We start from the raw sequence: 26,310 nt of genomic DNA, 5'->3' as shown, positions 1-26,310 counted from the left end.
CCTCAGAATTTCTTGGTAAAAACTTATTGATGGGAGATTTTAATTATTATCTTTGTACTTAGCAAACCTAAACGAAATATCATGAGACGTAATATTGCACTCGGTATCGCATTTTGCTCTTCTCTCTTCGCATGGGGACAAGGGGGAAATACTCCGCGAACCTCCGCCACACCGGAGGTCTTAAGCCAGAAGGTAGAAAAATTCGGGACGGCCGTCCCTCAAGAAAAAGTCTTTCTCCACATCGACAACACCTGCTATTTCGTAGGCGACACGATATGGTACAAAGCATACGTCACGCGCTCAGACCGGCAGACTTTGACCGACCTCAGTAAGATATTATATGTAGAACTGCTCACTCCCGACGGTTACTTGGTAGAACGGCAACAGGTGGAAATGCCGGACGGAACGGGGCACGGGGCTTTCACGCTCACCGACTCCCTATATGCCGGATATTATGAATTAAGGGCATATACCCGTTGGATGCTGAACTTCGGGCAATATGAACACCCACATTCCAAGTGGACGGAACTGATGTTCTACTTTAAATCAATGGCCAAGGATTTTTTCCGGGACTATGATAAGATTTATTCGCGCGTATTCCCGGTGTTCGACCATCCAAAAACTCCCGGAGATTACACCAAGGACATGACGCTCAGACCGATGCGAAGATATTTCAAATCCGAAAAAGGTAAACCGAAACTCGACCTCCGCTTCTATCCCGAAGGAGGAGACATCGTGGAAGGCACTACCGGAAGAGTAGCGTTCGAAGCCAACACGGAAGAAGGAAAACATATCGACATCGAGCTATCCGTACAGGATAAGAACGGGAAGGAAATCGCCCGAGCCAAAAGCATGAACCGGGGACGCGGCATATTCACTTTACCGGACATACCGGCCGGAGAGAAATATAAAGCCGTATTCCGATACGAAGGATATGATTACATGTATGCATTGCCCGAACCGGCCAAGGAGGGCTGCGCCATGGCTGTCGTACAAAAGGGGGAGGTCGTCAGCGCCTCCATCCAATCCTCCGGCCTCCAGAACCCGAAACCGGCCATGGGCCTTCAAATCATGCACAACGGTGTATCGAAAGCCTATTATGACATCAAGCTTGACGACAGCGGAAAAGCTACCGTCGAAATTCCGTCCGACCAACTCCCTACGGGAGTAAACCAGTTTACGCTGTTCGACGGGAAAGGACGTGTGTACGCCGACCGCCTGATATTCGTTAACCACCACGAATATGACACACCGCAATTAACCGTCGACGGAGTAAAAGCACAATACGAACCTTTCGAGCCCATCTCCCTGCAACTCCAACTGACGAATCCTACCACCGGCACGCCCAATGTGTCGTTGGCAATACGCGATCACGCCACGGACGAACTGACATACGACAACGGCAACATCCTTACGGAAATGCTGTTGGGAAGCGAATTGAAAGGTTTCGTCGAGAACCCGGGTTACTATTTCGAAGCGGACGACAGTATCCGACGTCAGGCACTCGACCTCCTCATGATGGTACAGGGATGGCGACGTTATTCATGGAAAACCATGTCAGGTATCGAACCTATGGCTCTTCAACACATGCCGGAACAGCTCCAAACCATTTCCGGTTGTGTGAACCGGATAGAAGATTTCCGATTGGCCTACGGGACGTATGTCAAAGAAGAAAACTGGTTGCCCGAAACCGGAACCATGCGCGCCCCTGACACCTCCGTGGAACGGGACGGCACAATAGAAGACATCATGGAAGCCGCCGACAACCAGAACCAAGAAAACAAAGGACTTGAATCCGGCAACACCTCGAACCACAATCCTATGACCCAAATGTTTCAGGACAACCAACGTGACCCGTTCACCACAGGTTCCATCATGAGCAACCTGAAAGAAGAAGTCAACGTATGGCCCACATTCATCCAAGGCAACCAGACCATGGACCTGATGCAAACAACGGAGAATGGAATGTTTTACATGAAGACTCCGTTATTATACGACAAATACATCCTGTTCCTCCCGGCTGCGGACAAAGACAAAGGAGAAGACTACATCAAGGAAAAAAGGAAGAAGGACTTCACCAACGAGGAGGCCTACCCGGATTATTTTGTCAAGTTGAACCGATTCAATCCCTTATTCCCGAAACCGTACAGCTATTACCACGACGCACCGCGCTATGACGCAGACGAACGGTTCGACAGCCAAGGTGGACAAACATCTTTCACAGACCGCCAACTTGCCACGATAACGGTACGAACCAAACGGGGCGGGTTGCGCAAGCTCGACCTTAGCAAGCCGGCCTTGGTAGTAGACGCTTACGACGCGTTCAACCTCACGGCAGACTATGGCATGAGCACCGGCACACACAACTGGGTCACCTTCCCGCAGCAAGTCGCCCTGACCTATATCGGTGACATGGGCATGGACAGGGACTATTTCCTGCAAGTCCGGTACGACGGCAAACCGATAAACCTGAAGCATACCCGCAAGAACGTTGCCCCACAGCGCATGCTCAACGGCACGCAGATTGAGATTCCTCCTGTCATCACGGCCGGAGAAGGTAAAATGGAGGCTTACAGGCACCTCCGGAACTTAGACAAGCTTTATATTTACACTGATTATGCCCCCCGCGAACAAGGCAGTCCGAAATACCAAGGGGACAACCAACCGGATGTCATCATCGACTACCGCCTATTCCCCAACGACGGCTACCAACCCACATACCGTGACCGACGTTATGTGTTGGACGGATATGCCGTATGCGAAGACTTCTATAGCCCCGATTACAGCCAAAAGCCCTTGCCGGACACAAAAGACTATCGCCGTACCTTGTACTGGATGCCCAATGTGAAATTCGACTCGGAAGGAAAGGCTACCGTCAATTTGTATAACAACAGCAAACCTACGGTACTCAGCATCCAAGCCGAGGGTATTACGACTACGGGAACGCCCATCGTATGGAATAGCAAAAATTAAAACCAACACCTACCCCCAATCCCTAAAAGCCATGAGGAATTATACTTTTCTTAGCATGTTCAGGAAATACGTGAACTCCAGCCTGATTCTGATTATCGTTACAATTTTGGCCCTGGTCGTGGCCAATTCCGGTTGGGGAGATGCCTACCGTGCCTTGTGGGACAAACCAGTCAGTTTCTCCATCGGAAACTTCAACCTGTTCAGCCACGGGAAGGAATGCCTCACCTTGTTGGAATTCATCAACGATTTCTTAATGGCACTGTTCTTCTTTTCCGTGGGACTGGAAATCAAACGGGAAATTCTCGTAGGCGAACTTTCCACGATGAAGAAAGCCCTGCTCCCCATCATCGGAGCCTGCGGCGGAATGGCTATTCCCGTGTTGATTTTCGTCCTCACCTGCCCCGACGACCCGCTTATGCTACGGGGTAGCGCAATTCCTATGGCTACTGACATTGCGTTCTCATTGGGGGTACTCTCCATGTTCGGCAAACGGGTTCCCATCGGCCTGAAGATATTTCTGGCCACCTTGGCCGTAGCCGATGACTTGGGCGGCATTTTGGTCATTGCCATTTTTTATTCTACCGAATTGCATTTCCAATACTTGGCCTACGCCGCTCTCCTGCTTGTGATTTTGGCCTTCGGCAACCATCGTCATGTCATGTCCAAAATGTTCTACATCGTCATCGGGACATTCGTTTGGTACTCCCTACTGAATTCCGGTATCCATGCCACCATAGCCGGAGTAATCGTGGCCTTCTTCGTCCCGGCACGCCCCGGAGTTTCTGCCCTTCACTTTGTCAAACACCTGCGCAACAAAATCAACCGTTTCCCCATAGACCAGGCAACCACCAATCATAAGGGGACTACTATCCTGTCCAACGAACAAATCATATTGCTTAAAAATATAGAACACGCCTCGGACCGTACGATTAGCCCTTTACAGGATTTGGAAGACGCTTTGCAGAACCCCATCAATTATTTCGTAATTCCGGTCTTCGCCTTCGCCAATGCAGGAGTGAACTTAGAAGGCATCAGCATGGACAGCCTGCTCAACGGAGTAGGTCTGGCAGTCTTTTTAGGATTGGCCATCGGGAAATTCGTAGGCGTATTCTCGTTCTCTTGGCTGGCAGTCAAGTTGGGATTCGTCCAATTACCCCAGGGCTGCAACTGGAAAAACTTTTTCAGCGTCTGCATGTTGACGGGCATCGGGTTCACCGTCTCCATGTTCATTGCCGACCTTTCCTACTATAATATAGGTATGGAAGGCAGTACACTCCTCAATGATGCGAAACTGGGCATTCTTTGCGGCTCCATCGTAGCCGGTGTTGCGGGTTGGCTGCTGTTGGCAGCCAATCTTCCCCGACAAGACCTCGAAGAGGACAAAAAGAACCTGCCTTAAACAGCAGACCTATTTTTCCGTGTAAAAACTGCCTTTTTCTTTTTTATTAGGTAATATCTAAAAAAGAAGGCAGTTTTTACGTCTTTTATCTCCCTATTGCGTCATTATTACAGATTGCAGTCTAAAAAACATGAATGAAATATGAAACAAACCCTAAACAACCATCCGGAAAAGAAACCGCATCGGGAGATAGCCGCATTGATGGAGAGCGAAAGACCTCATTTGCTGAGATACGCCTGTTACCGGTTAGGAAACGCAGACGATGCCGAAGATGCCGTACAAGACATTTTCCTGCAACTGCATACTAAAAAACAAGATGCAGGTGGTCATCCCCTGGCAAACTTGCGCAGTTACCTCTATCGAAGCCTTTCCAATTTCTGCACCGACCGGTTGCGCCGACGGCAAACACGGCAATTCGTGCCGATAGAGCAAGCCACACACGTCAGTGAAGAAAAAGCCGAAAACTTCGAACAAGAGTTCCAACTTATCTCGACCCTGCTAGCAGGAATCCCGGAGGAACAAGCCGAAGTCATCCGGCTCCGTATCCACGGCAATAACAGTTTCTCGGACATTGCCGCCATCCTGGACATACCGGTCACAACCGCCAAATCCAGATTCCAGTACGGAATAGAAAAAATCAGAAAAGGAATCAAATCCTAAAGTAGAAAAACCCAAAAAACAAAACATCATGAAATGCGAAGATTTTAAGAAATATATGGCCGACTTATGTGACAAACAAACCGATCCGGCCATTGCAGAAGCTTGTAGACAACACATGAAGGAATGCGCTTCGTGCCGTGCTTATTACGAAGACTTCATGCAAACGGTAGACTTACTTACGCCCAAGCATTCACCGGAGTTTGGAAAACAAAAACCGGTTATCACGTTACAGCCCTCACAACCACAAGGTGCCCCCCAACAAAAACTGATACGCAGAATCCTGCAGGTAGCGGCCGCCATAGCCATATTCTTAGCCGGTGTGGGCACAGGGCTAAGCAACCTGTTCTCCACACAAGCGGAGGCCGTCACTGCCATCCCTTTGGTTTTCGAGCAATCCATCCAAAAATCACGAGACGCGGAAAGCTTCTCCATGTCTATCTACGCCCGTACCACTCCGAAAGAGAACTTCGCCTACATCAATCCGGAATCCGGATTCACGCATATCAGTATCAAATCCATGCGGCAAGAAGCCAAGACATTCTGGAGGATTGAAAAAGAAGGCGGACGCACCATCATGTCGGACGGCGAGAATCAGTACATGTGGGACACGAACGGTTCAGGGGTATACGGCACACCCGATGCCAACTTTGCCGAAGGATTCGCCACACTGCTCCACCCCGAAACTCTGTTAGAGCGACAAAAAAGGGCATTACTGGATGACAAAGGTGCCCGGATGGAAACGACCGAAACAGACTCCACCATCACCATAGTTACCCATACCCAGATATACGGTTCCGACATAGCGACTTTGATGGAAGGGGAAGAAACAAGCTACCGGTGTACCACCGAGAACGTGTTCTCAAAAGAAGACAAGATGCTGAAGAGCATACAAATATGGTGGGAACGCAATGGACAAAAGACGCTTGTGCTGAAAAGTGAACACATTGACTATAATCTTCACCTCACACCGACCCAACTCATACAACGCCCCGACACGACACAAGTGACCTGGCTACCGGCCCACGCACCGGAAATCCAAGCCCCGGTACGCCTGAAAAAGCTAAAGAACGAGACTGCCCCGGAAGCCGCACAAAGAGTCCTGAAAGCACTCACCTGTGGAAAGCCCCAAATGGCAGGAGAAGCACTTTACTATTACACGGCCTCACTTCCCACACTCAGCGAAGACTTGAAAGGCTGCAAGGCTTCAGATTTCAGCGAAGCCAAAGAGAAGAAAGGCTACAACGGAGTCATCGTGTTCTATAAGCTGACCCACCCCGACGGCAGTTCTGCAATCCGCCACATAGCCTTGCGCCGCGACAATCCGCAAGGAATCTGGATGGTAGACGGAGGACTGTAAACCCCAAAAAGGAGAGGAACACCCTATCGGTTCCTCTCCTTTTATCATATACAGGACACAAATACCATTGCCCCTGCCATCTTGTCAACAAACCTCTGAACCGGGCTTCACCTCACGGTCTACGGTAATGACACTCAGCGACTCGTCATAATTCAGTGCCGAAAGTATCATGCCTTGGCTTTCGATGCCTTTCAGTTTACGGGGAGCAAGGTTGGCAATGAAGCAAACCTGCTTGCCCACCAGTTCCTCGGGCTTGTAGAATTTGGAGATACCGCTTACGATTGTGCGGTTTTCCAACCCGTCGGCAATCTTGAAGCACAACAGTTTGTCCGCTTTGGGCACTTTGGTGCATTCCAATACCGTTCCCACACGGATATCCAACTTCTGGAAATCCTCGAATGCGATATTCTCGCGGACAGGCTTGGCCTTGTAATTGGCTTCCTCATTGGCTTTTTTCGTATCCAGCAGCTTCTGCACTTGTGCTTCGATTACATCGTCTTCTATTTTCTCGAACAACAGTTCCGGCTTGGCCAACCGGTGGCCTGCCTGCAAGAGGTCCGTACGCCCCAACTGGTTCCACTCAAAGCTTTCCATGTTCAACATCTTGCGGAGCTTCTCGCTGCTAAAGGGCAGGAACGGCTCAAAAGCAATGGCCAAATTGGCCGTGAGCTGCAAAGAGATGTAGATGACGGTCTTCACCCGCTCCGGATCGGTCTTCACCACCTTCCAAGGCTCGCTGTCGGCGATATATTTGTTACCGATGCGTGCCAAGTTCATCGCTTCCTTCTGCGCGTCGCGGAACTTGAACGCATCGAGCAATTCTTCCACCTTCGCTTTCACGTCCTTGAACTCATCCAACGTCTGGCGGTCATACTCCGTCAACTCGCCGCAGGCGGGCACCACACCATCGTAATACTTCTGCGTAAGCTGCAAGGCACGGTTCACGAAATTACCATAGACTGCCACCAATTCGTTATTATTGCGGGCCTGAAAATCCTTCCACGTGAAATCGTTGTCTTTCGTTTCCGGAGCATTGGCCGTCAGCACATAGCGCAATACGTCCTGCTTGCCCGGAAAATCGCGCAAGTACTCATGCAACCACACCGCCCAATTCCGTGACGTGGAAATCTTGTCGCCTTCCAGGTTCAGGAACTCGTTGCTCGGCACGTTGTCCGGCAGGATATAGCTTCCCTCGGCCTTCAGCATGGCCGGGAACACGATGCAATGGAACACGATATTGTCCTTCCCGATGAAGTGCACCAGACGGGTTTCAGGGTCTTTCCACCATTTCTCCCACGAATCGGGCAGCAATTCCTTCGTATTGCTGATATAGCCGATGGGCGCATCGAACCACACATAAAGCACCTTGCCCTCGGCACCTTCCACCGGCACGGGGATGCCCCAGTCCAAGTCACGGCTCACGGCACGGGGCTGCAAACCCATGTCGAGCCAACTCTTGCACTGCCCGTACACGTTGTTACGCCACTCCTTGTGGTCTTCCAGAATCCACTGGCGCAACCATGCCTCGTGCTTGTCCAACGGCAGATACCAATGCTTCGTCTCACGCATCACCGGTTTCGAACCGCTGATGGCACTCTTGGGGTTGATCAAGTCGGTGGGGGACAGCGACGTGCCGCACTTCTCGCACTGGTCGCCGTATGCTCCTTCTGCATGGCAATGGGGGCATTCGCCCGTGATGTAACGGTCGGCCAGGAAAGTATGTGCCTCCTCATCGTAATACTGCATAGAAGTTTTCTCCACGAACTCGCCCTTGTCGTACAAGGTACGGAAAAACTCCGAAGCCGTCTCACAATGCACTTCGGACGTCGTGCGCCCGTACACATCGAACGAAATGCCGAATTCCTCGAAGGAGTCCTTGATGATTTTATGATAACGGTCTACCACGTCCTGCGGCGTGATGCCCTCCTTCTTGGCCCGGATGGTGATGGGCACGCCATGCTCGTCAGAACCGCCGATGAAAAGCACGTCCTCCTTCTTCAGACGGAGGTAACGCACGTAAATGTCCGCCGGGACATACACCCCTGCCAAATGACCGATATGCACCGGACCGTTGGCGTATGGCAAAGCCGACGTGACGGTTGTTCTCTTGAATTTCTTTTCCATTTTCTATATTTTTAGCAATTATATCCTACATTGTCGGGTATTAGATAAACCACTCACGCTCGGCAGAAGCAAGCGAGCTTGCCCCCTGCTTTCGCTTAATCGTGGTTTTCATGGCACAAAGTTACGGAATTATTCCTATTTTCAGGTCAAACCGTCCCGACAAGTGCCACATGTCGGACATTTAATAACAACAATCCAACAACTTGTTCCGGTAATCCTTCGGCTTGCAACCCGCAATCTTGGCAAACAGACGGGTAAACTGTGCCGGACTGTAAATGCCGACCCTTTCCGCGACTTGTGTTATCGTCATATTGGTGGTCAGCAACAAGGTTTGCGCCCGTTTGATACGCCGGTTCTGTATATAAAGGCAGGGGGACGTGCCCATCACCTGTTTGAATACTTTAGAGAAATGCCCCGCCGTCAGACAAGCCCTGTCTGCCAACTCGGCCAAAGGGGATATGCCGGTCCAAATGGCTGTGGATATAGTTCACAATTTCGTCGAACTTGCCACCGGCTGCCGCTCCCAAGCAATATCCCAGGCACTCGTCCGTAACAAAACGGGAAAACAACTGCATCAGGATGCCACAACTCTCCATCTCCTTTCGGGCATGGGAGAGACAGGTTGCCCCATCGTACACTGCCCGGTTATAGACCTTGGGGTCTACATTGACAAGTTCCATACACGGATTCAACTGCAGGAACCGTCGCATCAAAGCCAAATCATAAGGCTCTGCCTGTACCTGCAAAGCCATCTTGTCGGGACGAGGCACCCCGTTCCCTACCCAATCATCAAAGAAACAGATATAGTAATGGTTCATCCCTCCCGTGCATTCATAACTATGGCAAGCATATTTCGGAATGAGGAACAACTGCCCGGAGCGCAACTCATACCACACATCATCCACGCACACGCGAGCCGCCCCGCTCTCCACATAATACAAACGATAGAAAGGGCTGATAACATGCTTGAAATTCCACCAAGGCCCCACTTGCTTCACGCCCGCAAAAACCGGCAACAACGAAATATCCCGTAACGACAAAGCTCCCATATCCGACGCACACAACGTTGATTCATACAAACATCGAAAATAACGCTTTTCCGGATAAAAATCAAGAAAAAAAGAAAAAGAATGACGGGTATGCCCGTCATTCTTCATATCCTTGTCTGTATAAGTTTTATTTCCCCGTCCTTATTTTCCACAAAAGCCCAAAGCCGCCCTTTATCGACCGTCATACAATTTATATAAACAATATCCGACGGAAAACAATATCTATGCACACATTCCCCACCAAAATCAAATTTCAAGATTTCATTGTACCGCTCTTCCGGCCCGGCTAACACGGCATAAAAACAATCATTTGCCACATGCAGGGCATTAAATCCGACTACTGTTTCCGGACATACGACGACACAAGTCGGAACGGCTCCCTGAGCAATAGAATATTTCGGAGCATAGAAGCCTTTCACCAACTTATGGCTTATTTTTTCCCCACTCAAAGACAATATCTCAAAGGCCGCCCCTATCCCGGTGGTTGTGACGATATGTTTTTCATCCGGAGATACACCAAAAGATGCCAAATTACCCCAAACAGACCTGTTGTTCTCTTCTTTTTCGTCAAGAACCGGAAAATCTGAATACGCGGCAAGCACCTTTAACCGATTAAAGATTTGAACCCTATTTTCAGGATGGTTGCCAAAGCCAAGGAAACGGTTGTTTGACAAAGCCAAGACTTGATGGAAGCGATGCTCCACAGGTCGCCCGCTTTCTACTTCTTCCATTCTTATCACATCTTGGACAGGATTGCCTCCACCCAGTGCCTCTTTTACGGAAAAGCAAACAGTATATTGCGTATTATAATCGTACACGCAACAAGTCTCCTTATCTTTAGACAAGGACAATCCTTGCGGCAAGATAAATTCTCCGCGCGCCCGTCCCCATTCACCAAAACTTTTAACTACATACCCTTTCGTATGGATAAAATGGCAAAGTTTGTCACTTCTATTATCATCAAAAACGAGAATCAACGAATCATCTATAATGAAAAGAGCAGTCGGATTAGAAAAAAAGGTATTCATGCGCACCGAATCTATTTCCAACGTATCCGACACTATAGAACTGACAGGCAGAGCATGAAACTCTACCTTTTTACCGTCTTCTTTTTTACATGCAAACAACCACAATGTTGCAAGCACAACAAAAACAACTTTCTTCATACCTACTAATTCATGTGACATGAATACGAACCTGACAGCGAACCATCCGACTTACCGCTTGCCGGGATTCCGGCCACATCCTCGTACACAAACTCTATACGTTTGGTCTTGCCGAAACGACCCTCTACGACTTTCTCTTTTCCTACGAAGCGATAGCCGTCTTGCGACAAGTCTTCGGCCTTGACGGTAAAGCCAACCCCTTTCTTCCCATAAAGATAACGGGTGGGAAATGCCACATACCCCTTGGTCGTCACATAATCTATGCGCACAGCCTTCTCATCCTTATCCGGATTCAAACGGGCTTCCCCACGGGCTATGCCCAACGCACGAGCCCCTTCATACAAAGCTTCTACATCATAGTCTTTCAACAATCCGTCCTTGCCGGGAGCCAGGTTGACCACCAAGGTATTGCCCTGTTCCACCATGTGTTCGTATGCCGCCTTGATTTTATCGGCCGACATGACACTCTCCGCATTATTCTTTTCAGACCAAAACCAACTGTTGTTCATACAGACCGTGGCTTCGAAAGGCAAATAATAGTCCTGTCCCTCACGACGGTAGACTTTCGGGTCAGCATCCGCACCGCGCCGAGTAAACATCGGGTCGTGCAAACGAAAGTCGGAAGGGAAATAATAGATTTCTTCTCCGCCTTGGTATTGGTCCGGGGTGCGTCCACAACGGATGCAAGTATTGACCGCCATCTGGCAGGAAGGCTGCAAACGCTTCACCTTGTCATACATCCGGCCGAATTCCCATGCCTTATTGCTCTTCACCCACGCCCCGTCTATCCAGAATTCCGAAATCTCGCCGTAACGCCCGTCCATCAGTTCGGTGATTTGCGCCAAAGCGAAATCATTATATTCCTGCGCCAACTGTACACGGTCTAACCCCGTGGAGGCCTGCGTATGGTTCGCATCCCAGTTCCGGTCCCAAGCAGAATAATATAGCCCCAACTTGATTCCATACTTGCGGCAAGCATCCGCTACTTCTTTTACGATGTCCCGACGGTCGCCTTTCCGGCCCGTATGATTGATGTTATACGTACCGACCTGAGTATTCCACAAAGCAAAACCGTCATGATGCTTCGTAACCAACACAATGAAATTCATACCGCCTTCGTATGCCACCTTGACCCAAGCCTCGGGATTGAGCGTGGACAAGTCCGGATGGTAGGCCGAGGCCGGAGATGAACCATCGCTCCATTCCTGCCCCAAAAAGGTATTCATACCGTAATGGATAAACATTCCGTACTTCAAATGTGCCTTACGCTGTTGGTACACATTGGCCTCACGGGAAGGCAGTTGACGAATCCAACCGAGAGCATCCTCCCTCCACGCCGTCGGTTCGGGCGTAGCCACAGCTTGCGGGTCGTCATAGATACCGATTTCATCTACGTTGATGCCCTCCGGACTACACTCCAAAAAAGAGACCTGTACATAACGTGCTGTCATCTCTTCACCAACCAACACTGTCCGTGCATCACTCGGTCTGCGGTTCAGCCAACGTTTCCATCCTATTCCGTCATTGGACACTGAAATGACAATCTCCTCTATGCGTCCTTTGTAACCTTCTGTCTCATAAACATCAATGCAGTTGAACGTCCTTTCCCCTTTCAAGTCCAAGGTAAGCCATACCGTCCCAGACAGTCCGGCTGATGCCCAACGCGTATCCCAATTGCCATCCGTCACATACTTGGCCTCATATCCGGCACCATAGCAAGAGCCGGAAAATGCTTCCGCCCCCAAAGCCAAATTCACGGCTTTACCGCTTCCTTGCGGCAAAGCAGCGGCAACCTTTGCCGGGACAACACCTACCATTCCAGCACACAACAAACTCCATAAACCATGTGTCCATGCTTTCATACTTACCATTCTCTTCTTTAATTATAGGTTAAAACAAACTAAAGCAAAGATACAAAGAGAGAGCATTAAGAAGTTTCCCAAAAAAAGGGAATGTTTTGCCTATTTCGGTGAAATGCAAGCTACTCTCCCCATCCGGCCCGGTCCAAATTCCGGTAACCGATGGCTTCAGCTATATGGGGAAGCCCGACAGTTTCCTTCCCGTCCAAATCCGCAATTGTACGAGCCACACGCAAAATACGGTCATAAGCACGGGCTGAGAGCTGAAGCCGCGACATAGCCGCCCGCAACATCTCCACCCCCTGTTCATCAGGAGCTGCATATTCCCGTAACAGACGAGAGGTCATCTGCGCATTACAATGTACTCCCTTGCTATCGGCATAACGCTGTTCCTGAATACGGCGGGCACGAACCACCCGCTCCCGAATCACGGCACTGCATTCTCCGGGAGCTGTCCGCGAAAGTTCTTCAAACGACAAAGGAGTAATCTCTATCTGCAAGTCTATGCGATCCAACAACGGCCCAGATATTTTATGCAGGTAACGGTGAATCTGTCCCGGTGTGCAGACACAAGCCTTCGTGGGATGATTGTAATAACCGCACGGACACGGATTCATGGAAGCCACGAACATAAACGAACAAGGATAAGTGACACTATACTTGGCACGGGATATGTTGATTTGCCGGTCCTCGAGCGGCTGACGCAACACTTCGAGCACCGAACGGGAAAACTCCGGCAACTCATCACAAAACAGCACCCCGTTATGCGCCAGACTCACTTCGCCGGGTTGGGGATTCGCCCCTCCTCCCACCAAGGCAATCTGCGAAATCGTATGATGAGGAGAACGGAACGGACGCCGGGCGATGAGCGAACTTTCACGCTCCAGTTTTCCGGCCACCGAATGTATCTGGGTGGTTTCCAAACTTTCAGCCAATGACAAAGGAGGCAAGATAGAAGGCAAACGCTTTGCCATCATGGATTTCCCACTTCCGGGAGGACCTATCATGATGACATTATGACCACCTGCCGCAGCCACCTCTAATGCCCGTTTCACATGCTCTTGGCCTTTCACATCTGCAAAGTCGAAATCAAACTCAGTCTGTTGGGCATAAAATTCAGCCCGTGTATCTACTTCAGTAGGCAAAAGACCTCCCTCATCATTCAAGAAACGCACCACCTCACTGATATGACGCGCCCCATACACCTTAAGTTGGTTGACCACTGCGGCTTCCCGGACATTCTGCTCTGGAACAATCAAATGCTCAAACCCCATCTCCCGGGCCTTGATGGCTATCAGCAAAGCCCCTTTCACCGGTTGCAAGCTACCGTCAAGGCTCAACTCACCAAGCATCATGGTGCGGGATAACTTTTCGAGTTTCACCTTTTCGTCCGTCGCCAAGATTCCGATGGCCAAGGGCAAGTCATATCCCGCTCCCTCCTTACGGATATCCGCAGGAGCCATATTGACCACGAACTGTTTCGAGGGGAAACGGAATCCACTGTTTTCTACTGCCGCCACAATGCGCTCGTGGCTCTCTTTTACCGCATTGTCCGGCAAACCAACCAAAAAGAACTTAATCCCCCTTGAGGCATTCACCTCAATGGTTACGGGTATGGCAGAAAGCCCCCGGACCGATGCACCATAAACCTTTACTAACATAACGGCCCGTTTATCGCGATTCAAAAAGTTTCTTGATTTCCGGCTCTATGTCCTTCTCATAAGAAGCTCCGGCAGCAAGCACTTTACCGTCTGCCCCTACCAATATAAAGAAAGGTATGGAACGGATGCCGAACAGTTTGACCAACGGACTATTCCACGCCTGAAAGTCACAATAGCTTGTCCACGACACACTGTCCATACGTTCAATTCCCTTTCGGGCCGCATCGTTAACATCCAACGAAATACTGACGGCCTCTATCTTCCCGGAATTTCCTTTCAACATCCGCCTGATACGGAAAGTTTCAGCCCGGCTACGGCTTTCCCACGAAGCCCAAAAATTGACCAAAAGCGGTTTCCCACGATAATCGGAAGCCTGTACCTTCCTGCCGTCTTTCAAAGTAAAAACAAAATCGGGCAAAGAGCTTCCCTTTTTCAAAAGTCGCCCCCTGTTTTCTATATCAGACTGCCAACTTAAAAGCAGTAGGTTGTCGGGCTGTGCCTCGCACAATGCACGATAGTGTTTTTTTACCTCATCTTGCGATACATCATTAGCAAGCAAAAAATACTCCTTGAATAAAAAAACACTTACGGGCGATGAAGGCGAATGCGTCATAAAAGCCACAGCAGCTTCCCTTATCCCAACAAGCCCCTTATCTTTATTCTCCAAACGAAAAGCCGTCAGTTCCTCATTCGGCTTACTCCCCTTCACCTCCACGCTTTTCAAGTTACGGGCATCCCCCTTAAGCGTAATTACGTCGCCCGAGGTACCGAAAATAACCTGTTCGGACAAGTTGGGGTATAAAAGATAATAAATGGCATGGTTTCTCAAGTCCGTTTCATAGTCGAACTGTCCATCTTCAATCTTGATGGTATCGAATCCTGAGGTTCCTCCATCATTGCTATATATATAGAATTCACCCTGCCGCAGGTGTTCGAATTCTCCTTTCAGCCGAAACCGGCCTTCAGATCCTCCACAACTGAGCAGGGTGAATGCTACTAATGTATAGAGAATAAATCTCTTCATCTAAAAAGTCATCGATTACAAACTTTCAACAGCTGATTTGTATTCTGCAAATTCAAGATCCTTGACTGCGCGGCTCTTCAAAGAAGAATCCTTGCTGACAGCATCCTTCAAATTCGTGTTTACACCAGCTGCGTCATTTGTGCGGGCAGCAACGATAGCCAACAGATATGAAGTATAAGCATCCTTATTAGCTACGCCGTTCAATGTAGACTTGGCAGCAGCATAATCCTTATTCAGAATCTGAGCCAAAGCAGCTGTATTTGACTTCACGCCGTTCGCAGCACTGGCAGCCTGTTGGTAAGATCCCTTAGCAATATTCAATGCAGCATTGGCTTCGTTGAAACCTTCAGCACCGGAAGCCTTGCCCATATACGTTTCGGCATCCTTCACATTACCTTTGCTTAAAGCAATCAACGCCAAGTTAGCGTTCACTTCACCGGCATCGCCCTTCAAAGACTTGGCCTTGTTGAAATAGTTTTCAGCTGCACTCAAATCTCCTTTCTGGTATGCCAACATACCGAGGTTGTTGTATGCACGGTAATCGTTGGGATAAAGTTGTGAAGTCTTTTGGTACCAAGCTTTCTTATTGGATACAGAAGCCAAGTTTGCACCATAAAGCAATTCTTCCACGCTTAACTTCGAGGCATCGCTACCGAATTGTGCCACAATCTGCTCGTCGCTACGACCGATGATTTCATAATTCATCGTCAAACGTGCACGACGCAATTCAGGAAGAATCGTCTCGGCCAATTCCTTGAATACGGCAGACATGTTCTTAATCTGCGCTTCACGTTCCTCGGGATCCTTATACATAGAAAGTACACGCAAGATAACTTCCTTATCTTGGATATTGCTCTGTGAAACCAATTCCTGGAAACCATCCCAGTCCTCAGCAGTATACTTCGTATCCACTTCGGCAGTCACCTCATTGGCTTTCATTTTCTTTTGGAGGAACTTTTCAGAATTGTCCTGACGCTGTTCAGCCAAACGGGTGTTCAAATCAAGGGCTCCATCGGGAGAAGCATAAGCCGAAATCTCGATATTGTTCAATGCACGCGTTTCTTTGGCGTCATTGATTTCTTTCATCATTGCGATGAATTCTTTCATGTTTTCAGAATTCAATTCAGAATCGCGCAACTTGGCTTGCTGAATCAAGAACTTAATGTTAGCTTCCTGCTTTTCTTTGATAATGCGCTGATAAGCATCTGCAGCCAAAGACGGTTTCACAGAAGCCAAGGTATTCTGCAACAACTGAGATGTGGCAATAACCCCGTAACCCACTTTCACTTCAGGAACAGACACCGTCTTCTTGCCTACCTTCGCATCGAACTGCAGGTAAAGATCGGACTGCTGCATAGCCGGAACAAAGTCAAATATAGACTTCATCGTATAAGTGCCGCCTGCCTTGTAAGCGATAGTCTGGTCGTTACCTTGTACTTTTTCGCCTTGGAACGTAGCACTCTGTCCTTTAGCCTCGCCGCCTTCGTACTTCAATACCGGAGTCACCGTTACCACGGCTTTCTTCTTCATATACTTCTCGGGGAATTTACCGTCGATAGTGGCAGGCACCTGACCGGCAATCGCCTCCAACGGAGTCGGAGTCACCGTAAAGTTGTCGGCAGAAAGTTCGCCTAACTTCTTGCATGACGAAAGAGCCGCAACGGCAGCCAACGACATGACTAAATAATAATTTTTACGCATACTAACACTGTTTTAATTAATAGTTCCGGCTGCAAAGATACAAATCTTTAATAGACCGTGTTATTTTTAACTTTAAAATATTGCAAAAAAAATGCGTATTATACCATATTCAACCCACTTCCGCCTTTATTTTGAAGAATCGTCACGAATATTCCGCGGATGATGTTCCATGATTTCCCGCCGCAAACGGCTTCTGTCGATATGGGTATAAATTTCTGTCGTGGAAATGCTCTCATGCCCCAACATAGCCTGTATGACCCTCAAGTTCGCGCCCCCCTCCAACAAATGGGTAGCAAAAGAATGGCGGAAAGTATGGGGACTTATCGTCTTCTGGATTCCGGCTGCAACTGCCAGTTCTTTGACCCAATAAAAAATAGTAATCCGCGACAAGGCAGTCCCCCTCCTCAAACTCAAAAACACAAAATCCTCATGTCCAGGCTTGATACGGATAAGATTCCTGCAAAGGAACCAATTCTCCAATTCGTGTACGGCACGGCCGGAAATGGGAACCAAACGTTCCTTCTCCCCTTTGCCCTTCACCCTGATGAAGCCCTCTTCCAAAAACAAATCGGAAATCCGAAGCCCGCATAACTCACTTACCCGCAAGCCACAACTGTAAAGCATCTCCAGAATGGCACGGTTCCGTTGTCCCTCCGGTTGACTCAAATCAATGCCCTCGATCATAGCATCTATTTCTGCCACGGTCAGGACCTCCGGTAAACGTCGCCCTATTTTCGGAGATTCAAGCAGTTCCGTCGGATCCTGCTCGATTTCTTTCTCCACATACAGGAAACGGTAGAATGAACGGATTCCGGACAAGATACGCGCCATAGAACGGGGGCTGATTCCCACGTCTGCCAATTCTGCCATAAACTGATGCAAATCATCCAGAGAGACAGCCCTGAAATCCAGTTCCTCATCTGAAAAAAAGTCCAAAAGCTTCCTTAAATCTTCGGTATAAGCATCCAACGTATTTTCTGAAAGCCCTCTTTCCAACTTCAAATACTGGTAATATCTTCGTAGCAGCACTTTCGAGACATCCCCACCTCTATTATAAGACGTTTTTTCGCTGTATTCCATTCTTTTTTTGTATTTTTGCGGCACGTTTTCTACAAAATTATAGAAAAAGATGAGAATACAAATCATAAACGGGCCAAATATCAACTTGTTGGGTAAACGAGAACCTAGCATATACGGCGCAGAATCCTTTGAAAGTTATTTAGAGAAGCTGCGCATGGCCTATCCCGATTTGACCATTGATTACTATCAAAGCAACATCGAGGGGAAGATGATCGATAAAATCCACGAAGTTGGATTTGAAGACACAGGCATCATCCTGAATGCCGGTGCCTACACGCATACGTCCATTGCCCTGCAAGATGCCATCAGGGCTATTTCCGCCCCGGTTGTCGAAGTGCACATCAGCAATGTGCACAAACGGGAAGAGTTCCGCCACAGATCCATGATTTCATGTGCTTGCTTAGGTGTTATTTGCGGTTTTGGCCTTGACTCTTACAGACTGGCGGTCGAAGCACTGCTACGCGCAGGAAAGGCACAATAAAAAAGTATAGGTATTAAAATTTAAAAGGTATAAAGATTATGATGTTGAAAAAGACGAAGATCGTCGCTTCCATATCAGACTTGCGCTGCGATGTGGATTTTATTCGCGACCTTTTCAATGCCGGTATGAACGTGGTACGCATGAATACAGCCCACGCTAGCCGGGAAGGTTTCGAGAAACTGATTTCCAACGTTCGTGAGGTATCCAACCGCATCGGCATATTAATGGATACCAAAGGGCCGGAAGTGAGAACTACGAAGAATGCAGAAGAAACTACTGAATATAAGACCGGCGACAAAGTTAAAATCATAGGAAACCCGGACAAGGAAACCGTGCGCGGATGCATTTATGTCACTTATCCGCACTTCGTAAACGACTTATCCGTAGGTGCCAAGATATTGATAGACGATGGAGACCTTGAACTGAAAGTAACGGATAAGGATGAAGAAGCTTTGTATTGCGAAGTATGCAACGATGCGACACTGGCCAGTCGCAAAAGCGTGAACGTGCCGGGTGTACGCATCAATCTGCCATCCCTCACAGAAAAAGACCGTAACAACATCCTTTATGCCATCGAAAAAGACATAGATTTCATCGCCCATTCTTTCGTCCGCAACAAGCAAGACGTTTTGGACATCCGCGAAATTCTGAACGCATACGGCAGCGACATCAAAATTATCGCAAAAATCGAGAATCAGGAAGGCGTGGATAACATCGATGAAATTCTGGAAGAGGCAGACGGCATCATGGTTGCCCGGGGAGATTTGGGCATCGAAGTACCTCAGGAACGCATCCCAGGCATACAGCGTATCTTGATTAAGAAGTGTATCCTGGCCAAAAAGCCGGTTATCGTAGCCACACAAATGCTCCATACGATGATCAACAACCCACGTCCGACACGGGCAGAAGTAACGGACATCGCCAATGCCATCTACTACCGTACAGATGCCTTGATGTTGAGCGGCGAAACGGCTTACGGCAAATATCCGGTAGAGGCCGTACGCACGATGGCCACTATTGCAGCACAAGCTGAAAAAGACAAACTGGAGGAAAACGACATACAAATACCGCTCACGCCGGAAAAGGCAGACGTAACTTCATTCTTGGCCAAGTCGGCCGTACGTGCCACGAACTTGATGCCCATCCGTGCCATCATTACCGATAGTTTCAGCGGACTAACCGCACGGTCTTTGGCAGCCTACCGCGGCAAATATCCGGTATTGGCCGTCTGCTACAAGGAAAAGACCATGCGCCATCTCGCACTGTCCTACGGAGTGGAAGCCATCTTTATGCCGGAAAAGGCCAACGGGCAAGCATATTACTTCGCCGCCCTTCAGAAACTGCTCAAAGACGGCGTGCTCTCCGAAAACGAAATGGTGGCATACCTGAGCGGCGGAAAGCAAGGCACGAAGACCTCTTTCCTTGAAATCAACGTAGTAGGCGACGTATTGGAACACGCCATGGAGTACGTACTGCCCAATCGGACACGCTATCTCTAATATCTACCGAATATGCAGGAAACGGACCGGTTGGACCAATATATCCTCGAACATATCGACGAAGAAAGCGAATATCTGAAAGCCTTGTATCGGGACACGCATGTAAAACTGCTGCGTCCCCGCATGGCTTCCGGACATTTGCAAGGACGTTTGCTCAAAATGCTGGTCCGCATGATACGTCCGCAGCGTATTCTGGAAATCGGGACTTACAGTGGCTATTCAGCCCTCTGCATGGCAGAAGGCCTTGAACCGGACGGCCGCTTGTACACCTTTGAAATCAATGACGAACAGGAGGATTTCACCCGACCATGGATTGAGAACTCCCCATACGCCTCACAAATAGAGTTCATCATCGGCGATGCCTTGGAACGAGTCCCGGAAATGGGACTCACGTTCGACATGGCTTTCGTAGACGGTGACAAGCGACGCTACACGGACTACTACGAAATGATTCTCCCACGCCTCGAACCGGGAGGGTATATCTTGGCCGACAACACCTTGTGGGACGGCCACGTATTAGAACCTCCCCCCCATAAGGACGCACAGACAAGGGGAATCACCGCCTTTAACGACCGTATAGCCACAGACCCACGTGTGGAGAAAGTCATCCTGCCTTTACGTGACGGGTTGACCCTCATCCGCAAAAAATAAAATAAAAAATATGGAAACAACCAGACAAAACAAAATCTCCCGGCTGATACAAAAGGAACTCAGCGAAATATTCATGTTGCAAACCAAGGCGATGAAAGGAGTATTGGTTTCGGTAAGTGCCTGCCGCATCAGTCCGGACCTCAGCATCTGCCGCGTGTACCTGAGCATATTTCCGAGCCGGCAAAGCGAAGAAATCATAAAGAACATCAACGGCAACATGAAAGCCATCCGTTACGAACTGGGGACACGGGTACGCCATCAGTTACGCATCATCCCCGAATTGAAATTCTTCGTAGATGACTCCTTGGACTATATCGAAAACATCGACAAGCTGCTGAAAGAATGAACTTCCCGTTCTACATCGCACGACGATACCTGTTTTCCAAGAAATCGCACCATGCCATCAACATCATTTCTGCGATTTCGGTATGCGGTGTAGCCCTGGCCACCATGGCATTGGTCTGTACGATGTCCGTATTCAACGGGTTCCAAGACCTTGTCGCCTCATTTTTCACCGCCATCGACCCACAGCTGAAGGTCACGCCATCCCAAGGGAAGACCATGGCCGCAGACGACCCGAGACTCACAGCCCTAAAAACCTATCCGGGAATCAAAATCTACACGGAAACGTTGGAAGACCATGCACTTGTCATTTGCGGTGACCACCAAGCCATGGTCACCATCAAAGGTGTAGACGACAACTTCGCCCAAATGGCAGACCTGAACAAACTGCTTTACGGAGACGGTACGTTCACTTTACATGCCGATGTACTGGAATTCGGAGTGTTGGGCATACAACTGGCTGCGCAATTAGGACTGGGAGCCAGTTTCGACACTCCCTTAAAGGTTTACGCCCCCCAAAAGGGAGAGCGGGTTAACCTGTCCAATCCTACGGAAAGCTTCACACAAAGCGAATTATACTCACCCGGCGTGGTTTTTGCCGTGAAACAGGCCAAATACGATGCCGGTTACATTCTTACCTCCCTTCGTTTTGCCCGGGATTTGTTCGGGCAACAGGGACGTGTTTCTGCCATAGAATTGCAACTGCAAGACGGTGTGGATATCCACCAGGCACAAGCCGACATCCAAAAAATATTAGGTAACGGATTTACGGTAAAAGACCGCTACGAACAACAGGAAGACGTGTTCCGCATCATGGAAGTGGAAAAGCTCATCGCCTACCTGTTTCTTACGTTTATCCTTTTAGTAGCTAGCTTCAACATCATCGGTTCCATCTCCATGCTGATTATAGACAAGAAAGAAGACGTGCGTACCCTGCGCAACTTAGGAGCCAAAGACAACCAGATTATCCGTATCTTCCTGTTTGAAGGACGCATGATATCCGGCTTCGGGGCTTTAATCGGCATCCTTGTCGGACTGGGTCTCTGTTACCTGCAGCAAACCTACGAACTTATCACTTTAGGTAACTCCTCCGGCAGTTTCGTCGTAGATGCCTACCCCGTCAGTATCCACCTGTGGGATGTCGTCATCGTATTCTTTACCGTATTGTTGGTCAGCTATGGTGCATTATGGTACCCCGTAAGATACTTGAGCAAAAGGTTGCTCGAGTGACGATTTTACATAACTGTACTTCCCGTTCTTATCCCAACCTGCATAAACACCAAGGTGTATTTACGTTTTTACTTTAAACCACCTTTAAAACGCCAATACCATAATGACAAGCATCGGCATGTCTTCATGTCATTTACGCCATCCTAACAAGTTAAGAATTCACATCCTTCTACTACGTATTTGACGGAATGTTCCAAACACATTGTCTCTGTGATATTGGAGAAACCTTGGCAATGGACGGAAATATTCAACCTGCGGTATGAATATCTTCTTCCCATTATATTCATTCAAGTATGAATCAGTGGCAAGAACGTCAGCATGCACAATGACCGTATAGTCGTCTTCTATTGTGAAGAAACCCTTATCAAAAACACAATGCATGTCCCGACTCATAGCAATACCATTACAAGGGAGAAAACTACCCTTATGAGCTTGCGGCATAATATGAGCGGCTTCCAGATTGTTAAACCCATTGCATGATATAACCCTGTGGGTAATGGCACATCTTTCCCCGTAGGCCATCATCACAAAGTCATGGAAAGTACGGCTGTTGAACAGTTCTGCGCCCATGGAAGCTTCTATTTCAGAAATAGCCATGGCATCTATTACCTGTTTTTGCTGCGTCTCAATCGCATTTACAACCCGGTTGTCTCCAATGACTGATGCCGATTTAGTTGGCAAGTGAAACTCATGGTCAAAGGTTGGTGCAGAATCCCCCTCCCATACCCCATAAGCCTTTCCATTCAGTTTCTGATTCCAAAAGCTGTAATATGGCGAAGTGGCTTGAAATATATGCAACACATAAAATGTAACATCTTGCTCCCTACATTTCATCATTACCACAATATCACCTGGCATGAACAATGTTTTTTCATTATCCAATTTACCATTCAAGTAGATTCTTGACTCGTCACGGGGTTGGCCGTCAACCAATGCCGTATCAACATGCTTTGAATTATGGTAGACATATTGCGCATAGATGATTTCATCAGAATGTTCTGTCAAAATCGGAAGCGCCGTACAATCATTAAGTATAGTAGTCGACAAATGTGGGAAGAAACTATAAAATTCCTTTGAGATTAACATATAACGTCCTCTATGGAATTGCCAACCACCACCCTCCTTTGGCGTAGGAGACCCCATCTCTTGCCTCCCCAACCGTTTAATGAAAAATTCTGCCATCTTCGTAATTATCAGTATATAATTTATATAGAGCCTCTGCTATTATTTTAGAAAAGTCAACAGGTACTGCATTCCCAATCATTTTGTATTGGTACATTGCCGCACCCAAAAATTCAAAATCGTCCGGGAATGTTTGCAAACGAGCCGCTTCCCTTGGAGTAATCGACCGAGCCTGTTCAGGGTCTGGATGGATATGCCGCATACCATCCTTGAAAAGATGTGCAGGAATGGTATTACTGGGTTCGTTTTCCCTCAATACATAATATTTATGTATGTTGCTCACTTTTCCTGTAACCTCTGTATAAAGTTTCTTCAAGCGTTCAATACTGACATACTCCCTTTTGCCACTCTTTATGTCCTCGGCAAGCAACTTGAATACGGCTATATCCCTCGCATTATGAAAGCGAGGAATATGATTCGTAAAATATCGTGTATCACGTTGCATGTGTGACATCTTAGATTTCCCCTCCTTCTTCGGAAATTCCAATGGATACAGCGCCGGCAAATCAGAGATTGCATCGTGGACATTCCTTGCTTTCCCTTTTAGGGAAGGCAATATGCATGTATAGAATGAATCAAGCATCTTACCACATTTATCTCCAAACAGGCCCTTGGATATACCAAGGATGATTACCCTTTTACGGTGTTGGGGAATACCATAATCAGCCACATCAAACAGGGCAGTTTTGAAATTGGGCGTAACCACGTATCCCGCCCCATTAAAAGCTTCTGATATCCTACTTGTAATCAATGTACCATCGGGTGCTGCACTTAACAACCCTACCACATTTTCAAACACAAAAAACTTAGGCTTAAAATATTTGACTATTTTGACATAGCATTCAAACAGATAATTTCGGTAATCATTGCGCATACCATGTTCGTCGCGTATACGTCCGGCCAAAGAATATGCTTGGCATGGAGGGCCTCCAATTATGACATCAACAGCCCGCCCTCCTACCAGATTTTCCAACCCTTCATGCAAACCATATACCGGGTCATCAAAACCATGTATAAGTTCTTCTGTACGTTGGATATCAAAGCGCACCACAACATTATCCGCGTCATTATACCCCCAAGCTGTTTGCAAACGATGCTTAAGAGTTTCACGGGGAGCCCTTTCCCATTCCACGGCTCCTATTGTATGATAGTGGCCTGACTGGAGGAACCCCTCCGTAAGCCCCCCGCAACCTGCAAAAAGATCAAGCGTGTTTAAAACGACATTACGTTTCATAAGGCATGTAATCCAAAAGTTTTGTAGCCAAAGCTTTTGCCATCAGGACAGGAACAGCGTTACCCACTTGCTTGTTTTGTTGCCCTCTATTACCCAGGAACACAAAATCATCAGGAAATGTTTGTATCCTTGCACTCTCTCGTACCGTCGGACATCGGTTATATTTATAATGGAACAAATTCCGGTGCCCAGTATCAACTGTCCGGGCAGGCTTTTTACTGTTGAGCCGTGTCCAAGCCATGTGGAATGTCCGGCTTTCACCCACACCTGAAGGTAAGTCCTTGTAATTCCCCCCATCTGGCACAAGGGCTATGACATCCTTGACAAATTGCTTATGATTGATTGCCGTATGATTGTATAAGGTCGTACAAGCTCCTCTCATCAGTTTTTGGAAATCATTCAAAGGCTCCATTTCATACTTACCCACTTCTTCCCCCAAAGTATCAACAAGTGCAGGCAAGTCACTTATGGCATCCTCACAGGTTAGATAATTATCCGGTAACCGATAAGGAACCGGAAATTCATAAGAAGCTTTTGAATCCCGAAGGCCAATGAAGACCAACCGTTTCCTAATTTGAGGAACCCCATAATCTGCGGCACACACAATTTTGCACGACACCTTATACCCCATTTGGGTAAACCTCCTTATAATCTCTTCCTTTACAGCTCCACCATACAGGTTTGCCATACCAGGAACATTTTCTATGAGAAATGCCTTGGGCTTGAAGCGTCGCACCGTTTCAATCATAGCGAGGTAAAGTTTATTGCGTTGGTCATCAATATTACGAGGACCTGTCAGACTAAACCCTTGACAAGGGGGACCACCGATTATAATATCGACCAAACGACCGTCAACAGCATCAACTATGGCATCAAAAGACTCTGGCTCCGAAAGGTCTAATCTCAAGCCTACCGCACCGTTGTGATTGTAACTGAATGTATTCAAGGCACTCTGCTCAAAGTCAACCCCAACGAGTATATTGTATCCAGCCTCTTCAAATCCCTTTGAAAGACCTCCACAACCACAAAACAAATCCACGACATTGTACTTTTTGTCAGCCATTTATAACACAAGCTACAACCTCACAGTACTGACTGGCGACCAACCATTTGCGACCATGAAGGATTTTTAAGACAGTTTTATTCAATTACTCTTTTATTACTGGTCTGTTCGTCTACGACAAGACGAAATTGGATTGCAAAGTTACTCAAAAAACACGAAAAGCACTAATCCATAAAGAAGTTTAAGTTAAAAAGAACAAGAGCAACAAAAACAAACAAACTATATATTAACAAAGCCACCCATAAAATCCTTTACCTGAAACTATTGCCCAATAGAATACAAAACCGCCCGTACATCCTGCGCCAAACGATCTTCCGTTCTGCTGCAAACGATTTTTCAATCCGCTGAGAACGGTTTTCAGCTATGCAGACATCCATTTTACGGGCTTTGCTGTACCGGATACCGGGTAAAAAGGATGCGTGAATGTTTTCCGGAGGGTGTTCTCTGCTCCCACTCCTCCTACAAACGGATTTTCACCCGGAAAGGTTCGCATCCTTCAGACGCCCTCTGTACCAACGCCTTAAGGTGAACTTTCTGACTTTACATCCTTCACCGGGATTTCACCGGAAAATGAG

At 47.9% G+C, this 26,310-nt stretch carries 21 protein-coding genes; 9 read left to right on the top strand and 12 right to left on the bottom strand.

Features of this window, described 5'->3' with window-relative positions:
- The first annotated feature begins 81 nt into the window (after positions 1-81).
- From AC5RDV_RS07860 to AC5RDV_RS07845, 4 genes are all read left to right on the top strand, one after another.
- On the top strand, positions 82-2,973 hold the full coding sequence (locus tag AC5RDV_RS07860; protein ID WP_282746952.1) for a hypothetical protein: 2,892 nt from the start codon (positions 82-84) through the stop codon (positions 2,971-2,973).
- 31 nt (positions 2,974-3,004) lie between these two features.
- A complete protein-coding gene (gene nhaA, locus AC5RDV_RS07855) occupies positions 3,005-4,372 on the top strand; it encodes a Na+/H+ antiporter NhaA (protein ID WP_130893568.1) in 1,368 nt (455 codons plus the stop codon).
- Between the two features lie 141 nt (positions 4,373-4,513).
- Positions 4,514-5,032: an RNA polymerase sigma factor gene (locus AC5RDV_RS07850; RefSeq protein WP_008628267.1), complete on the top strand. Its 519-nt coding sequence runs from the start codon at positions 4,514-4,516 to the stop codon at positions 5,030-5,032.
- Between the two features lie 28 nt (positions 5,033-5,060).
- Complete coding sequence (locus tag AC5RDV_RS07845) at positions 5,061-6,389, top strand: anti-sigma factor family protein (protein ID WP_282746951.1); 1,329 nt, start codon at positions 5,061-5,063, stop codon at positions 6,387-6,389.
- Positions 6,390-6,473: 84 nt separating this feature from the next.
- Here AC5RDV_RS07845 and metG read toward each other — a convergent pair whose 3' ends face one another.
- From metG to xerD, 9 genes are all read right to left on the bottom strand, one after another.
- Complete coding sequence (gene metG, locus AC5RDV_RS07840; RefSeq protein WP_008628271.1) at positions 6,474-8,513, bottom strand: methionine--tRNA ligase; 2,040 nt, start codon at positions 8,511-8,513, stop codon at positions 6,474-6,476.
- 181 nt (positions 8,514-8,694) lie between these two features.
- Entirely contained in the window at positions 8,695-8,898 is a 204-nt protein-coding gene (locus AC5RDV_RS07835; protein WP_428387568.1) for a helix-turn-helix domain-containing protein, read from the bottom strand.
- A gap of 16 nt (positions 8,899-8,914) precedes the next feature.
- Complete coding sequence (locus AC5RDV_RS07830) at positions 8,915-9,592, bottom strand: cupin domain-containing protein (protein ID WP_282746950.1); 678 nt, start codon at positions 9,590-9,592, stop codon at positions 8,915-8,917.
- 74 nt (positions 9,593-9,666) lie between these two features.
- Positions 9,667-10,728, bottom strand: a complete 1,062-nt coding sequence (locus AC5RDV_RS07825) for a BF3164 family lipoprotein (protein WP_282746949.1) — start codon at positions 10,726-10,728, stop codon at positions 9,667-9,669.
- 5 nt (positions 10,729-10,733) lie between these two features.
- Entirely contained in the window at positions 10,734-12,590 is a 1,857-nt protein-coding gene (locus AC5RDV_RS07820; protein ID WP_282746947.1) for an alpha-L-fucosidase, read from the bottom strand.
- A 119-nt stretch (positions 12,591-12,709) separates the two neighbouring features.
- Positions 12,710-14,248, bottom strand: coding sequence for a YifB family Mg chelatase-like AAA ATPase (locus tag AC5RDV_RS07815; protein WP_008628281.1), 1,539 nt, complete (start codon positions 14,246-14,248; stop codon positions 12,710-12,712).
- Positions 14,249-14,258: 10 nt separating this feature from the next.
- Positions 14,259-15,272 carry a TlpA disulfide reductase family protein gene (locus AC5RDV_RS07810; RefSeq protein ID WP_130893570.1) on the bottom strand — a complete coding sequence of 338 codons (1,014 nt, stop codon included), beginning with the start codon at positions 15,270-15,272 and terminating at the stop codon, positions 14,259-14,261.
- A gap of 15 nt (positions 15,273-15,287) precedes the next feature.
- Positions 15,288-16,973 carry a tetratricopeptide repeat protein gene (locus tag AC5RDV_RS07805; protein WP_282746945.1) on the bottom strand — a complete coding sequence of 562 codons (1,686 nt, stop codon included), beginning with the start codon at positions 16,971-16,973 and terminating at the stop codon, positions 15,288-15,290.
- A 126-nt stretch (positions 16,974-17,099) separates the two neighbouring features.
- Positions 17,100-18,053 carry a site-specific tyrosine recombinase XerD gene (gene xerD / locus AC5RDV_RS07800; protein ID WP_008628286.1) on the bottom strand — a complete coding sequence of 318 codons (954 nt, stop codon included), beginning with the start codon at positions 18,051-18,053 and terminating at the stop codon, positions 17,100-17,102.
- Positions 18,054-18,102: 49 nt separating this feature from the next.
- Between xerD and aroQ the strand changes: the two genes are divergently transcribed.
- From aroQ to AC5RDV_RS07775, 5 genes are read left to right on the top strand one after another with little or no spacing between them, the layout of a single operon-like run.
- Positions 18,103-18,534: a type II 3-dehydroquinate dehydratase gene (aroQ, locus tag AC5RDV_RS07795; RefSeq protein ID WP_282746943.1), complete on the top strand. Its 432-nt coding sequence runs from the start codon at positions 18,103-18,105 to the stop codon at positions 18,532-18,534.
- Positions 18,535-18,572: 38 nt separating this feature from the next.
- On the top strand, positions 18,573-20,033 hold the full coding sequence (gene pyk, locus AC5RDV_RS07790; RefSeq protein WP_008628293.1) for a pyruvate kinase: 1,461 nt from the start codon (positions 18,573-18,575) through the stop codon (positions 20,031-20,033).
- A gap of 12 nt (positions 20,034-20,045) precedes the next feature.
- Entirely contained in the window at positions 20,046-20,684 is a 639-nt protein-coding gene (locus AC5RDV_RS07785) for an O-methyltransferase (RefSeq protein ID WP_282746942.1), read from the top strand.
- Positions 20,685-20,694: 10 nt separating this feature from the next.
- Positions 20,695-21,030, top strand: a complete 336-nt coding sequence (gene rbfA / locus AC5RDV_RS07780; RefSeq protein WP_008628295.1) for a 30S ribosome-binding factor RbfA — start codon at positions 20,695-20,697, stop codon at positions 21,028-21,030.
- Positions 21,027-22,256: an FtsX-like permease family protein gene (locus AC5RDV_RS07775; RefSeq protein WP_282746939.1), complete on the top strand. Its 1,230-nt coding sequence runs from the start codon at positions 21,027-21,029 to the stop codon at positions 22,254-22,256. Before rbfA ends, AC5RDV_RS07775 begins: the two co-directional genes overlap by 4 nt.
- Before the next feature lie 159 nt (positions 22,257-22,415).
- Here AC5RDV_RS07775 and AC5RDV_RS07770 read toward each other — a convergent pair whose 3' ends face one another.
- Genes AC5RDV_RS07770 through AC5RDV_RS07760 form a run of 3 tightly spaced genes read right to left on the bottom strand, consistent with a single transcriptional unit; the run spans position 22,416 to position 25,735 of the window.
- Positions 22,416-23,438 carry an HNH endonuclease gene (locus tag AC5RDV_RS07770; protein ID WP_008628304.1) on the bottom strand — a complete coding sequence of 341 codons (1,023 nt, stop codon included), beginning with the start codon at positions 23,436-23,438 and terminating at the stop codon, positions 22,416-22,418.
- Entirely contained in the window at positions 23,419-24,672 is a 1,254-nt protein-coding gene (locus tag AC5RDV_RS07765) for a DNA cytosine methyltransferase (protein WP_008628305.1), read from the bottom strand. Before AC5RDV_RS07765 ends, AC5RDV_RS07770 begins: the two co-directional genes overlap by 20 nt.
- Complete coding sequence (locus tag AC5RDV_RS07760) at positions 24,662-25,735, bottom strand: DNA cytosine methyltransferase (protein ID WP_008628306.1); 1,074 nt, start codon at positions 25,733-25,735, stop codon at positions 24,662-24,664. Before AC5RDV_RS07760 ends, AC5RDV_RS07765 begins: the two co-directional genes overlap by 11 nt.
- Positions 25,736-26,310 lie beyond the last annotated feature (575 nt).

It is taken from the genome of Paraprevotella sp. (genome assembly GCF_986071375.1).
The sequence above is the reverse complement of the archived record's forward strand: the minus strand, read 5'-3'. Positions and strand labels throughout refer to the sequence as shown.

Coding starts and splice junctions, on each gene's coding strand:
- AC5RDV_RS07765 (WP_008628305.1), bottom strand. CDS start 24,672: ATGAAACGTAATGTCGTTTTAAACACGCTTGATCTTTTTGCAGGTTGC.
- AC5RDV_RS07775 (WP_282746939.1), top strand. CDS start 21,027: ATGAACTTCCCGTTCTACATCGCACGACGATACCTGTTTTCCAAGAAA.
- AC5RDV_RS07850 (WP_008628267.1), top strand. CDS start 4,514: ATGAAACAAACCCTAAACAACCATCCGGAAAAGAAACCGCATCGGGAG.
- nhaA (WP_130893568.1), top strand. CDS start 3,005: ATGAGGAATTATACTTTTCTTAGCATGTTCAGGAAATACGTGAACTCC.
- AC5RDV_RS07805 (WP_282746945.1), bottom strand. CDS start 16,973: ATGCGTAAAAATTATTATTTAGTCATGTCGTTGGCTGCCGTTGCGGCT.
- metG (WP_008628271.1), bottom strand. CDS start 8,513: ATGGAAAAGAAATTCAAGAGAACAACCGTCACGTCGGCTTTGCCATAC.
- AC5RDV_RS07810 (WP_130893570.1), bottom strand. CDS start 15,272: ATGAAGAGATTTATTCTCTATACATTAGTAGCATTCACCCTGCTCAGT.
- pyk (WP_008628293.1), top strand. CDS start 18,573: ATGATGTTGAAAAAGACGAAGATCGTCGCTTCCATATCAGACTTGCGC.
- xerD (WP_008628286.1), bottom strand. CDS start 18,053: ATGGAATACAGCGAAAAAACGTCTTATAATAGAGGTGGGGATGTCTCG.
- AC5RDV_RS07820 (WP_282746947.1), bottom strand. CDS start 12,590: ATGAAAGCATGGACACATGGTTTATGGAGTTTGTTGTGTGCTGGAATG.
- AC5RDV_RS07785 (WP_282746942.1), top strand. CDS start 20,046: ATGCAGGAAACGGACCGGTTGGACCAATATATCCTCGAACATATCGAC.
- aroQ (WP_282746943.1), top strand. CDS start 18,103: ATGAGAATACAAATCATAAACGGGCCAAATATCAACTTGTTGGGTAAA.
- rbfA (WP_008628295.1), top strand. CDS start 20,695: ATGGAAACAACCAGACAAAACAAAATCTCCCGGCTGATACAAAAGGAA.
- AC5RDV_RS07815 (WP_008628281.1), bottom strand. CDS start 14,248: ATGTTAGTAAAGGTTTATGGTGCATCGGTCCGGGGGCTTTCTGCCATA.
- AC5RDV_RS07860 (WP_282746952.1), top strand. CDS start 82: ATGAGACGTAATATTGCACTCGGTATCGCATTTTGCTCTTCTCTCTTC.
- AC5RDV_RS07760 (WP_008628306.1), bottom strand. CDS start 25,735: ATGGCTGACAAAAAGTACAATGTCGTGGATTTGTTTTGTGGTTGTGGA.
- AC5RDV_RS07845 (WP_282746951.1), top strand. CDS start 5,061: ATGAAATGCGAAGATTTTAAGAAATATATGGCCGACTTATGTGACAAA.
- AC5RDV_RS07835 (WP_428387568.1), bottom strand. CDS start 8,898: ATGGGCACGTCCCCCTGCCTTTATATACAGAACCGGCGTATCAAACGG.
- AC5RDV_RS07825 (WP_282746949.1), bottom strand. CDS start 10,728: ATGAAGAAAGTTGTTTTTGTTGTGCTTGCAACATTGTGGTTGTTTGCA.
- AC5RDV_RS07770 (WP_008628304.1), bottom strand. CDS start 23,438: ATGGCAGAATTTTTCATTAAACGGTTGGGGAGGCAAGAGATGGGGTCT.